This window comes from Streptomyces sp. NPDC091292, from assembly GCF_044757265.1.
Taxonomy (GTDB): domain Bacteria; phylum Actinomycetota; class Actinomycetes; order Streptomycetales; family Streptomycetaceae; genus Streptomyces.
This window is the reverse complement of the sequence record NZ_JBIVUQ010000007.1, coordinates 171,774-183,187: the sequence shown is the minus strand read 5'-3', so window position 1 is coordinate 183,187 and position 11,414 is coordinate 171,774. Positions and strand designations below refer to the sequence as shown.

Below are 11,414 nucleotides of genomic sequence, written 5' to 3'. Positions count from 1 at the left end.
TTGCCCGACGCGGATTTCGGGGCTGGGCGGTCGCTCGGCTCCGGCGGGGCAGGTCAGGTCGCGATAAGGGATTCGTACGCTGCGTGTACGTCCTGCGGGACCTGCTGCTCGATGGCGAATCCGAGCTTCGGGTACTCGATGACCCGCTGGAGGTCGCCGACGAACATGTCGAGTACGAGTTTCTCGTCGCCGATGGACTTCACGTAGTCGTCGAATTGCAGTGGTTCGGAGGCGCAGAGGATGTCGACGTCGGGCCACAGCTTGCGGGCGGTCGCGAACGACCGTCTTTCCATGTAGGGCTTGGAGACGAGCAGGACGGTGGTGGGGTGGATGCCGGCGGCGGTGAGTGCCTGGCGGGAGAGGGTGATGTTCTGTCCGGTGTTGCCCGCGTTGGGTTCGAGGAGGATCGCGTGGGCGGGGACGCCGAGGGTGAGAGCGTGCTCGCGGAAGTGGACGGCTTCGCCGCGCGGGAAGACCTTGGCGGTGGTGGGGCTGTTGCCTCCGGTGAACACCAGGGTGGGGAAGAGTCCGGCGCGGTACAGCTCGGCGGTTACCCGGGTCAGGCGTCCAGAGCGCGGGCGCCGTGTGCCTCGGCGATGGCGTCGATACGGGTGGCCAGATCGAAGTCGGCCGTGGTGAGCCGGTTTCCGGCGTCGTGCGTCGTGATTCCGAAACGGACCCGGTCCCAGCGCAGGTCGATGTCGGCGTGGTGGCCGATGAGGCGTTCGATGTCGGCGACGTGCACGATCAGGGCGACGCCGCCGTGGTAGCGGATGCCGAACGTACGGGTGATCTCGTCCCCGTCACGGCGCCAGCCGGGCACCTCCCGCAGCGCCGCGTCGATCTCGTCCCCGGTCAGCGGCACCGGATTCTCGGCCATGCTCAACTCCCCTCGGTCACGGGCTCCGGAATCGCCGTCCGGTCTCGCCTGCCGTCAGTCCGTCAGTCCGACTCTCCTGGCCATCGTCATCAGGTCGGGGCGGGTTCGTTGGTGCATGACGAAGAGGACGCGTACGACCTCGCGGCACATGGGGTGCAGCTCGCTCATCTCGGGCGCCACCTTGAAGGCGGCCTTCAGCGAGTCCTCCGCTCCGGTCACGTCGCCGATGGCGAGACGGGCCCGTGCCACATCGATGTGGAGCCGCCCTATCCTGCTGGGCTTCAGCCCCGCCGGCGGCTTCTTCTGAAGGGGCGTCGCCATGCTGACCGCCTGGTCGGGCCGCTCCAGCTCGATATGCGCGGCCAGCTCGTACAGTGCGGTGTTCCCCGCCCCGAACGTCAGGTTGTGCAGGAGCGCGTCCTTCTTCTGCGGGAGCTGTGCCGCCAGCGCGCGCGCCCTGGAGAGGTGGGCCTCGGTGGCGGCTGCGTCCTTGTGCCGGGAGGCGAGCACTACTCCCCGCAGATGGAGCGAGCCGAGAACGACGGCGTGCGAGGGCTCGGTGACGCCGCCCCGCTCGTACTGGACGATCGCCCGGTCCACGATGGTGAGGCCGTCGTCGTAGTGGCCCGCGGACTGGTAGGTACCGGCCTCGTTCCACGATGCCGCGGCCTCCGCGTCCGGGTTCCACGTCTGGTGGGCCGCCCATTGCTGCCGCGAGACGATCATGTCGGCGAGGTCAGGTTCGCCCAGCCGGTGAGCGACGGCGTAGGCGCAGCCGTAGAGGTCGGCGACCTGCCCCCAGGCCACGGCGTCACCACCGGCGGCGAACGCCGTCGCGGTCGCCCGCCCTAGGAGAGTCGGCAGTATGTCGAGCAGTTCCAGATACTCCGCCTCCGCCCGCAGATGGGCGGCCCTCTTCACCTCGGCCGCCAGCGTCCTGGGGTCCGGCACGTCTTCTTTGGGGAGCGTGTGCCGACGAACCGCCGTCCGCAGCGCATCGAGCCGCTCGACCTCGGTCTGCGACCGGTCGCGATAGGGCTGACCGTAGATCCGGGCCGTGGTGACCTTCATGGCTTTCGCACACGCGGCGGCGACCGCCGGAGTGACCGGCCGCAGTCCTGTCTCGACCTTGCTGACGTACGACACGCTGAGTCCGGCCGCGCGGCCGAGCTGGGCCTGCGACATATTCCGCGTCTTGCGTAATACGGCGATGTTCTCGCCCGCGTTCGTGCTCTCCATGCACCTCACCTTCCCACGCCAAGACGCGCCCGACCCGAACTGCGTTATTCAGCCAAGCCGTTGTGCAACTTCTGTGTGAAGTGATCTTGATTCTCCGGCCGTTCACTGATCACAGGGAGCGATCGACCGAACGAGCCGAGTGAAACTGTCGATCACTCAGAGCCGCAATCAGGCAGGGGATGCAGGGTGAGCAGGGACCCACGAGGAGGCGCGGAGCCTTCCCGTTCCGGTGCGCCGTACGACTTCAGCGAAACGCCGATGAGCCACGGGCAGCCGCAACCGGGAGCGTCGGCGAGCAAGCCCAGGGACACCGGCGTCGCTGAATGCGCAGCAGGTGTCGAGGCGTTGGCCACGTATGTGATCCGCCCGGCCGAAACAGCGCCACCTCCGGACAACTCACCGCTGCTGACCGACCGGCTTACCGCGTGGGTGCAGGGCCGACCCTCCTGCGAGCGGGTGGCCTTGGCCGCGCTCATCGAGGAGGACGAGTTGCTGGCGCGCGACTGCGTCCGTCGACTTCTGGTCGCCGAGCATGAGGGCGCGGTCTCGTGCGACTGGCCGGAGTTCGAGGACCGGTACCCCCGGGCCCCGGGGCTCACCTCGGCGGACAAGGCGTTCCTCACCCTCATCCTCGCGATCAGTTTTCCCCGCGCCTTCCCCCTGCGGCCCATCGAGATGCTGGACGACCGGCGCCTCGTGATCGTCCTCCGCGCGCTCGCCAAGTTTGCCGGGTCCGACACGATCGCCGTCGGGACGCGCTCATGACAGGGCTCCCGAACCGCGCGAGCGCGCAAAGCCGAGGTGAGTACTTGTGACCACCGCGACCCCCCCCGCGTCTTCCGTTACGTCCGCTGGACGTTACGACCCGACCGCGACGACGACGCCCCGCCCCTCACGTACGCCTTCCGCTGCCTCACCCTCACCGACGACGACACCGAGTGCGACGCGAAGTCGCCTACGAGTACCGACCCCACCGACCCCCTGACCTGGGCGTTCGCTCACCTCCGCGACCACCCCGAGCACACCAGCTTCGCCGAAGTCATCGAGCGCCCGTGGGTGATGTGGCACCAGGGGCCCGTATGAACTGCCCTCCCCAACAGCCGGGTTACCGGTGCGAGGTGCACGCCGAAGGGCTCGTCTACGGCACCGCCCGTACCGCCCACCACCTCCTCGGCGCCCACGACACCATCTCCCCGATACTCGCCGTCCGCTGGCTCCGCAGCCAGGCCCTCCGTATCGCGGACCGCCTCGACCCCGACCCCGGCCGCTCACCCTGGGTGCGACCCGTCATGCGCCAGCACACGGCACCCCAGCCCGACAGCCCCACGCAACTCCGCGTCTGGGCCGACAACCCCGCCCGGCAACAAGCCGCGCGCCTCCGTATCAAGGCCGGCCACCCCCTCCTCATCCTCATCCCGGACACCGACTGCTCCTACACCCTCACCGTCCGCCCACCCCACTCCCCACCAGGACCCGCCATGCGCGAATGCCAAGCCACCACCCCCGTACCCCCCGCCCCCCTCCTCTTCGCCATCCTCGCCGGACAAGGCCGCGTCCTCGGCAACGACCTCCACCTCACCCCCACCCACTGCGAACTCGCCCACGGACACCCCGGCCAACACGCCGACCACGTATGGGACTGGGACCACCGACCCAGCCACGCACTCTGGGCCCGCTGGACCACCGGCGGAGCCATCCGGTTCGAGTCCCTGCACTGGTGTGAGATCGAGGGCGGACCCGACGCCGACGCCTGCACCCTCTACCTCGACCACCCCCACCCCCACTCCTGGAGCCTCACCGACGACCCCGACCCCCTGGGCCACCGGAGGTCAGAGCAATGAACTACGGGCCGCCCCTGAGCGCCCAGAACTTCACGCGTCAGGTCACCCCGCTCATCAGCTCCCTGGCTGCGATGTCTCGACTCCGAGGCTTTCGGCACGGATGGCTCCCCGTAGGACGTGGGCGATCTCCTCGGGCTTGAGATCGATGCCGTCGAGCCCCTCCATGGTCAGCGGGATCTCCTCCAGCGCGTACTCGCCGCGGCCTTCGGCGCTGAACTCGGGGCCTGTGCGGTCCTCGAAGGACCAGGTCGCGATGCGGGCCAGGTAGAAGAACTGGCGCTCGGCGTCGGACTCCATCGTGTGGAGGGGGCGGACGATGTCGGCCTTCCCCGCGATCTCCTCATGGATCTCCCTGTGCAGGGCAGCCTCTCGGGACTCGTCGCCGGGTTCTACGCCGCCGCCGGGCAGGACCCAGTACTCGGGGATGCCGGGCCTGGTGCGCCGGATTACCAGCATCGTGTCGTCTGCGGTGACGAGTACGGCGCGGACTCGTTCGATCATTTCGGTTCGTCTCCTTGCTTGTTGAAGGTCTCAGTGCAGCAGCCAGCCGCCGTCGACGTGGACCGACTGCCCCGTGATGAACGAGGCGGAAGGGCCCACGAGAAACGCCACCAGGGCCGCGACGTCCTCGGGCCGACCACGGCGCGGGACGCATTGGGCCCTCCGCCTGGCCCGCGCGGGCGGCGACGTCCAGCTCGGCCGCCATGTCCTGACGACGATGACCATGCAGTCTCTGCTGCGGGGCTTCCCTTCCGAGGCCGTCGACAGGCCCAGGGCGTCTTCGGACGCGCCAAGGGCCGGGCCGCCTCATGGGCCTTGGCTGCGTCCGAGGATCAGATCGAGGGCGAGGCGGCGACCGACCCCCCGCTGGTCAGATAATCCAGGACGCGCACGCCGTGTGCCTCGGCGATGCCGTCGACGCGGGCGGGGAGGTCGAGTCGGCCAAGGTGAGCCGGAAAGTTCTGCCGCGCCTCAGCCCATGGCATCCGTGCGTCCGGCAAGGGCACGCAGTTCTTCGGATGCCGCGCGGCCGGCAACCAGCATGAGGTCTCGGACTACGGAACGTGACGCGATGTGGGTGCGGATCATCTCGGGTGCCAATTTCTCGGCCCGAAGTAGACACTCCAGCGCATCTCCGAAGCGGCGTCTTTGCGCGTGGGCTCGGCCCAAGTCCATCAGGAGCCGGGCGCGTCGTTCGACGGACAGCGCGCCCGAGTCGAGCCCTTTGCCGATATCGAGTGCTTCGCCTGCGTCACCGAGATCCACTGCCGTCGACACCGCTTGAATCTCGACGTTGGTCGGCCCGAACTCCAGGTTGAAGTCGTTGCGGTCCTCGCCGAGCTGCGCGGCCACGGTCCGAGCGTCGCTGATCTGCTGTTTGGCCGCTGCCCGTTCGCCGGATCGTGCATGGACCAGAGCCAGCATCAGGTGAAGCGACCCGAGAACGGAGAGCTGCTGGGGTGTCGCGTCGCCCTGCTCGATGTGCCGCTGAAGGGCCTTGATCGCCGTAGCGGCGACATGTTCGGCCTGGTCGAGGTGGTTCAGACGCACGAAAGCATGCGCCAATCGGTAGGTACTGGCGAAGACTCCGAGCGGTTCACCCGACAGCTCCGCTTCGCGGATCGCCCGGTCCGCAGCGACCCATGCGGCATCCGCCTCGTTCTGTCGGACGAACGCTGCGGCAAGGGCCTGGTACGTCCGGGACAGTAGCGAGTGGAGCTCCGCCCGGTGCTCCTCCGGCGCAGTCCGAGCTGCCCGCTCCAGTCGAGGAACCAACGGGCCCAGTGACGCGCTCAGTTCGGCGAACTGATCTGTATGGGTCAGATCCCAGATGCGTTCGGCTGCGACCCGCAAATCCTTCATGGTGCTGGGCCGGAAGTCCTCGCGTGGACTCAGGACGACATCGAGAGCCGAGTGCCCCGACAGCACAAGCCGGGCCTGGTCAAGGTCGTTGGCTTCAGCCTCGGCGGCCGGTTCCGCTTCGGCAGCCGCCGGCGCATCGGGCTGCAAGACCTGGAGCGGCACACCAAGACCGTCAGCGAGCAGGCGCAGTACATCGAGCCGGTTGACCGGTTGGATCCCGCGCTCCACCTGGGACAGCCAACTTGCTGTGCGGCCGATCGCTGCGGCAAGTTCACTTTGGGTCATGCCGCGCTCTTTACGCAGGCCGGCCACTCGCCCGCCAAATATGTGCCGCTCTTCGGGACTCACTTCCGCGTCGCTACCTTCCCGCTGATCGCATCGAGGAACGTCACCTCGACAGCGGCAAGGTACTGCTCCCGCTCGGCAAGGAAGTGCTTGGTGTGCGGTTGCGACTCGTGCGTGTCGAAGGCGCCGCGGTCGGCATAGAGCTCGTAGAACAGCCGAACCAGTGGCTCGCCTTCCGGTATGTGCGTGACGTACGCCAGCGTGCCCGGCTCAGACGACTTGATCCCTTCCAAGGTCCTTGCACACAGGGCATCAAAGGCCGCCGCCGCCTGGACGTCGCGCAACGTGAAGCGCACGACCAGCCCGAATCCCTCGCTCATGTGAGCTCCTCTCAGTCACAGCCACTCTCTCAAGAATCCAGTAGCACTGCGAGTAACAGATTCTCTCGACTCGCAGAAACTCTGTGAGTACGTTCGTAGCCAAGCTGCTACCTAGCGTGATCGAGGTGGCCTCCTGCTACGCGAAAGAGATGCACTCGTGCGTCAGATTCCCGTCGACCAGCTCACCACCTCCGAGGATGACGGGGGAGCGCCGCACCCTGAGGCCACCACCGCATACAAGGCGCTACCCGCATACGGGTCCGTGATTGCGGACGCGGACAGGGGCATGGTCGGGGTCTTCTGCGGTACGTCCGGGGAGCTTTGGTCCTTGCGGCCCGTAACGGGCGGTACTGAATGGACCGTTGACCCCGCCGACGCACGACCAGCCACCCCCGAACAGCGATTACGCGCCGAAACCGCCCGTGCGAACGCGCGGAGTCGGGGTGAGTACCTGTGACCACCTACGGCTACATCCGCTGGCTATTACGGCCGGATCTTGACGATGACGCCCCGCCCCTCACGTACGCCTTCCGCTGCCTCACCCTCACCGACGACGACACCGAGTGCGACGCGAAGTCGCCTACGAGTACCGACCCCACCGACCCCCTGACCTGGGCGTTCGCTCACCTCCGCGACCACCCCGAGCACACCAGCTTCGCCGAAGTCATCGAGCGTCCCTGGGTGATGTGGCACCAGGGGCCCGTATGAACTGTCCTCCCCAACAGCCCAGTTACCGGTGCGAGGTGCACGCCGAAGGGCTCGTCTACGGCACCGCCCGTACCGCCCACCACATCCTCGGCACCCACGACACCATCTCCCCGATACTCGCCGTCCGCTGGCTCCGCAGCCAGGCCCTCCGTATCGCGGACCGCCTCGACCCCGACCCCACCCGCTCACCCTGGGTGCGACCCGTCATGCGCCAGCACACGGCACCCCAGCCCGACAGCCCCACCCAACTCCGCGTCTGGGCCCACAACCCCGCCCGCCAACAAGCCGCGCGCCTCCGTATCAAGGCCGGCCACCCCCTCCTCATCCTCATCCCGGACACCGACTGCGCGTACACCCTCAGCGTCCGCCCACCCCACTCCCCACCAGGACCCGCCATGCGCGAATGCCAAGCCACCACCCCCGTACCCCCCGCCCCCCTCCTCTTCGCCATCCTCGCCGGACAAGGCCGCGTCCTCGGCAACGACCTTGCCCTCACCCCCACCCACACCCACTGCGAACTCGCCCACGGACACCCCGGCCAACACGCCGACCACGTATGGGACTGGGACCACAACCCCAGCCACGCCCTCTGGGCCCGCTGGACCACCGGCGGAACCATCCGGTTCGAGTCGCTTCCCTGGTGCGAAACCCCCGGCGGGCCCGACGCCGACGCCTGCACCCTCTACCTCGACCACCCCCACCCCCACTCCTGGGCCCTGGCCGACGACCCCGACCCCGCCCCTCCAGGCCACCGGAGGCCAGAGCAATGAACCACAAACTGCCCCTGGACGCCCAGAATTTCAGGCGACAACTCCTCCCTCGCTGCTACGCCACATCCAGCCCGCACGGCAGCCACGGCATCTTGCGCCGCAGCGATCGAGTGCGAGGGCGTCGGCTTTATGACCGCCCGGCATGCCGGGCATCACCCCGGTCGATACCTGCGCTCCTGGGCGGTGACGATCAGGCATCCATCCATGTACCACCGATAGGGAGGTCTACGGTATGAGTGAAGACCCGTCGGGTATGCGGGTCTGCCAGTCCTGCGGCGGACAAGGCGTGATCGTTCAGGTGAAGGCTGACGAGTACGGGAACTCGATTTCCGTCCCCGAGACGTGTGTAGGTTGCAGCGGCAACGGGATGGTGCAGGGCCAGTCACAGTGACGGGAGAAACCAGCATGTACACACCGGCGCCTGAATCGAACTCCAAGATGTGTCGCTGGTGCGACGGGGCGGGGACGATCAACAAGCCGCTGGCCTACGTGCCGGGCGCGAGCCCGTTCGACGGGCCCGCCTACACAGCGGTTCGCTCCGCGCAGTGCAAGCACTGCGGCGGGACCGGTGAGTACGACTCCGCGACTGATCCCACGCTGGATCACGACCGGGGCCGTACCCCGCCGGACAACGCCGCCTGATCACCCTCCGGCAAGGACAAGGCCCCCGTCAGAGGCGCACAGCCGCCGGCGGGGGCTTACTTGCTCGACCTCCGGTACTCGCCGCCGTGTTCGTCACGCACTGGCTGATGCCGATGTGCGTGGCCGGTCACTGGGGATGCGGAGAGCTGGTACGGCGGCGAGGCTCCGTGGACGGTCTGCGGCGAGTGAGACGGAGTCCTGTCCCGGACAGGGAGGGCAGCCCGAGGCCGGCGTGTCCAACCGGGGCCGTCGGCCCACGAAATGTCCTCGGCGCTGAGCGATCGTGCGAGTCCGTGCGCACCTCCCGGAGCCCATGCCCGCGGCACTCCACGCCGATACCGTGGCATCAGTCCTGCACCTGGGAAGGAGCGACGTGGAACGCCGGGAGTTCATCCTCGCCTCCTGCGGATACGCGCTGTCCGCACTCGGCCGGCCCGACACGGACAGCATCACCCGCCGGACCAAGTCCGCCCTTCCCGGTGCCGTCCGCGTCGGCCAGGGCGAGGTGACTGCCGTACGCCACATGGTCAAGGCCCTCGGGGACTCCGCCTCCGAACTCGGTGGCGGGCACGCACGCCACCTGGCCGTCCGTTACCTCACCCAGGATGTCGCCCCCTGGTTGGAGGGCCGCTTCACCGAAGCCACCGGCCGTGACCTGTTCGCCGCCACCTCCCAGCTTGTTCACCTCGCCGGCTGGATGGCCCAGGAAGAGGGCGACACCCCCGAACTGCGCGGACTCGCCCAGCGCTACTACGCGCACTCCTTCCGCCTGGCCGCCGAGGCCGACGATCCGGAGCTGTCGGCGACGGCTCTCCGCGGCCTCGCCGTGCAGTGTGCAGACCTCGGCCACCGGGCCGAAGCCGTCCAACTCGGCGAAGCCTGCGTCGACTACGGCCGCCACCTCGACAACCCTCGCGCCGTCGCCTACTGCGAAGCCACCCTCGCCAACGCCGCCGCCCAGGACGACGACCGTCGCACGGCCACCAAACACCTCGCCCTGTCCGAGACCGCCATCGGCAAGCCGGCCGCCGCGCCCGGCGACTCCTGGGCGGCCCACTACTCTCCCGGACGCTGGGCCCACGAATCCGGCATGATCCTCTCCCGCCTCGGCGACCTCGACGCCGCCGAGGAACACCTCCACCTCGCCCTCGACATCCACGGCCTCGACCGCCGCCGCACCCGCGCCATCGTCCTTGCCGACCTCGGCGGCGTCCGCCTCCGCCAAGGCGACGTCGATGGCGCCATGGCCACCTGGCGCGACTTCCTCGACTGCGCCGACGGCATCCGCTCCGTAAGGGTCCAGGCCGCCCTCCGGGACCTGCGCGTCCGCCCGCGTCGGTACACCAAAGTTCCGGAGGCCCAGGAACTCCGCGAGCAGGCAGCGCGCATCTCAGGCTGATCCTTTGGCCGATCACTCCGGCACCATCCGAAGATCGACCGGCCCTGGCGTAGGACATGACTCCGCGACTGGAAGCTTCACATGTTGTGCATCTGCGTTGTGTATCTGCTCTCTTGTGTAGTACTTCTTATACATGAGCGAGCAAGTCCACAATAGACTGGCGATGGTGCGTGCCGAGCGGGGCGTTTCGCGGCAGGTGTTGGCCGAGGCCGTCGGGGCGCATTACCAGACCATCGGGTACATCGAGCGCGGGCAGTACAACCCCAGCCTCGATCTCGCCCTGCGCATCGCCGAGTTCTTCGAGCTGCCGGTGGAGGCCCTGTTCTCCCTGCGGCCGTTCCGCTCGCTCACCGACGAGGTGTACGGGAGGAAGAAGCAGTGAGCAGTACCACGGACACACCCCCACGAAACCGGCGTACGCGCTACGACGAGCGCATGTTCCGCCTCATGAACAACCGCGAAGGCGCCCCGCTGTACGCGACGGCCGCCCGCCGCCGTACCGCCGTCGCGGTCCACATCACCCTCACCGCGGCAGCCGTGGCGACCGGCATCGGCATGTACGCGGGCGGGCAACCGTGGCTCGCCTACACCCTGCTCGCCCTGATCCTGCCCTGGTGCGTCGCCACCGGCGTCATCAACGCCGCCACCCGCGGCCTCCTCGAACTGCGGACTCACGTCCTGGACGAACGCCAACTGGCCGAGCGGGACCGGGTCCACGCGCGGGCGCACCGCCTGACCACCTGTCTGCTGGGCTGCGCGGTCATCGGCGTCGCCGCGTCCGACCTGACCGGCCGGGTCGCGGCCGGCACCCTCCTCGTCCCGGTAATCGCCGCCGTCTTCGTCGCCCACTGGCTGATGCCCCTGTGGGTGGCCGGGCTCGCGGTCCGCGATGAACCCGTGGAGGGACCGGAGCCAGGGCCGGGCACGGCCTAGATCACCTCTGGCGTCCTGGGTCTGCGGCCCCTGGCCACGAGCAGCCATGTCGTCGCCACCACCGCCACCGCCATCGCCACCGCCGTCACCCACTTGTCCGTGTACCAGGACGGCTCGTACATGTTCGGGAACGGGCCGAACGCGCCCAGGTCCATATAGCGGTAGATCAGGAGGAGGGCCAGGCCGCCCGCCGCCACCAGCCAGGCGAACACATCGGCCGGCAGCCGGCGCCAGACCAGGACCAGCAGGGCCGCGAGCGCCGCGAGACCCGCCTCGATACGGAACAGGTCGCCCTGGCTGATCGTCGCGCTGACGGCGTCGTACCGCGGCGCCAGATGGGCGTGGAAGTACGCGTCCACCGCGAGGCCTGCCGCCGCCAGCACGCGGGCGAGGGCGTGGACGCGGTGGACGCGGCGGCGCGGCTTCCGGTGGGAGCGGGGGGCGGGTACGGCGGGTGGTGGCGACATGCTTCCT

Annotated in this window: 15 protein-coding genes and 2 pseudogenes; 9 read left to right on the top strand and 8 right to left on the bottom strand. The window is 68.7% G+C overall.

Going from position 1 to position 11,414, the window contains the following annotated elements; genetic code table 11:
- Positions 1-53 precede the first annotated feature (53 nt).
- The 3 genes and pseudogenes from ACIQNU_RS21130 to ACIQNU_RS21120 form a co-directional block, all read right to left on the bottom strand.
- Positions 54-551 (bottom strand): annotated as a pseudogene (locus ACIQNU_RS21130) (YdcF family protein); the annotation flags it as partial.
- An 8-nt stretch (positions 552-559) separates the two neighbouring features.
- Positions 560-880 (bottom strand): 4a-hydroxytetrahydrobiopterin dehydratase, encoded by a 321-nt coding sequence (locus ACIQNU_RS21125; protein ID WP_401368459.1) that lies wholly within the window; start codon positions 878-880, stop codon positions 560-562.
- A gap of 54 nt (positions 881-934) precedes the next feature.
- Complete coding sequence (locus ACIQNU_RS21120) at positions 935-2,119, bottom strand: helix-turn-helix domain-containing protein (RefSeq protein ID WP_401368457.1); 1,185 nt, start codon at positions 2,117-2,119, stop codon at positions 935-937.
- 345 nt (positions 2,120-2,464) lie between these two features.
- Between ACIQNU_RS21120 and ACIQNU_RS21115 the strand changes: the two genes are divergently transcribed.
- Genes ACIQNU_RS21115 through ACIQNU_RS21105 form a run of 3 tightly spaced genes read left to right on the top strand, consistent with a single transcriptional unit; the run spans position 2,465 to position 3,960 of the window.
- Positions 2,465-2,884 carry a hypothetical protein gene (locus ACIQNU_RS21115; RefSeq protein WP_401368455.1) on the top strand — a complete coding sequence of 140 codons (420 nt, stop codon included), beginning with the start codon at positions 2,465-2,467 and terminating at the stop codon, positions 2,882-2,884.
- A 36-nt stretch (positions 2,885-2,920) separates the two neighbouring features.
- Positions 2,921-3,202 (top strand): hypothetical protein, encoded by a 282-nt coding sequence (locus ACIQNU_RS21110; protein ID WP_401368453.1) that lies wholly within the window; start codon positions 2,921-2,923, stop codon positions 3,200-3,202.
- The gene (locus tag ACIQNU_RS21105; RefSeq protein WP_401368451.1) at positions 3,199-3,960 is read left to right on the top strand and encodes a hypothetical protein; all 762 of its coding nucleotides are present in this window, start codon (positions 3,199-3,201) and stop codon (positions 3,958-3,960) included. The genes ACIQNU_RS21110 and ACIQNU_RS21105 overlap by 4 nt, the downstream gene beginning before the upstream one ends.
- 54 nt (positions 3,961-4,014) lie before the next feature.
- Here ACIQNU_RS21105 and ACIQNU_RS21100 read toward each other — a convergent pair whose 3' ends face one another.
- The 4 genes and pseudogenes from ACIQNU_RS21100 to ACIQNU_RS21085 all read right to left on the bottom strand — a co-directional run bounded on the left by ACIQNU_RS21100 (position 4,015) and on the right by ACIQNU_RS21085 (position 6,488).
- Positions 4,015-4,461, bottom strand: coding sequence for an NUDIX domain-containing protein (locus ACIQNU_RS21100; RefSeq protein ID WP_401368449.1), 447 nt, complete (start codon positions 4,459-4,461; stop codon positions 4,015-4,017).
- A 30-nt stretch (positions 4,462-4,491) separates the two neighbouring features.
- Positions 4,492-4,617, bottom strand: a pseudogene (locus ACIQNU_RS21095) (SDR family oxidoreductase); the annotation flags it as partial.
- Positions 4,618-4,932: 315 nt separating this feature from the next.
- Positions 4,933-6,135, bottom strand: a complete 1,203-nt coding sequence (locus ACIQNU_RS21090) for a helix-turn-helix domain-containing protein (protein ID WP_401368988.1) — start codon at positions 6,133-6,135, stop codon at positions 4,933-4,935.
- A gap of 32 nt (positions 6,136-6,167) precedes the next feature.
- Positions 6,168-6,488 carry a putative quinol monooxygenase gene (locus tag ACIQNU_RS21085; protein WP_401368447.1) on the bottom strand — a complete coding sequence of 107 codons (321 nt, stop codon included), beginning with the start codon at positions 6,486-6,488 and terminating at the stop codon, positions 6,168-6,170.
- 453 nt (positions 6,489-6,941) lie between these two features.
- Here ACIQNU_RS21085 and ACIQNU_RS21080 point away from each other — a divergent pair, with 453 nt between their 5' ends.
- From ACIQNU_RS21080 to ACIQNU_RS21055, 6 genes are all read left to right on the top strand, one after another.
- Complete coding sequence (locus ACIQNU_RS21080) at positions 6,942-7,196, top strand: hypothetical protein (protein WP_401368445.1); 255 nt, start codon at positions 6,942-6,944, stop codon at positions 7,194-7,196.
- On the top strand, positions 7,193-7,966 hold the full coding sequence (locus ACIQNU_RS21075) for a hypothetical protein (protein ID WP_401368443.1): 774 nt from the start codon (positions 7,193-7,195) through the stop codon (positions 7,964-7,966). The genes ACIQNU_RS21080 and ACIQNU_RS21075 overlap by 4 nt, the downstream gene beginning before the upstream one ends.
- Before the next feature lie 405 nt (positions 7,967-8,371).
- Positions 8,372-8,608, top strand: coding sequence for a hypothetical protein (locus tag ACIQNU_RS21070; protein ID WP_401368440.1), 237 nt, complete (start codon positions 8,372-8,374; stop codon positions 8,606-8,608).
- A 373-nt stretch (positions 8,609-8,981) separates the two neighbouring features.
- The gene (locus tag ACIQNU_RS21065) at positions 8,982-10,007 is read left to right on the top strand and encodes a tetratricopeptide repeat protein (RefSeq protein ID WP_401368438.1); all 1,026 of its coding nucleotides are present in this window, start codon (positions 8,982-8,984) and stop codon (positions 10,005-10,007) included.
- A 133-nt stretch (positions 10,008-10,140) separates the two neighbouring features.
- Positions 10,141-10,389 (top strand): helix-turn-helix transcriptional regulator, encoded by a 249-nt coding sequence (locus ACIQNU_RS21060; protein ID WP_401368436.1) that lies wholly within the window; start codon positions 10,141-10,143, stop codon positions 10,387-10,389.
- Between the two features lie 53 nt (positions 10,390-10,442).
- On the top strand, positions 10,443-10,940 hold the full coding sequence (locus ACIQNU_RS21055) for a hypothetical protein (protein ID WP_401368985.1): 498 nt from the start codon (positions 10,443-10,445) through the stop codon (positions 10,938-10,940).
- Here ACIQNU_RS21055 and ACIQNU_RS21050 read toward each other — a convergent pair.
- On the bottom strand, positions 10,937-11,407 hold the full coding sequence (locus ACIQNU_RS21050; RefSeq protein ID WP_401368433.1) for a hypothetical protein: 471 nt from the start codon (positions 11,405-11,407) through the stop codon (positions 10,937-10,939). The genes ACIQNU_RS21055 and ACIQNU_RS21050 overlap by 4 nt on opposite strands.
- Between the last annotated feature and the right edge of the window lie 7 nt (positions 11,408-11,414).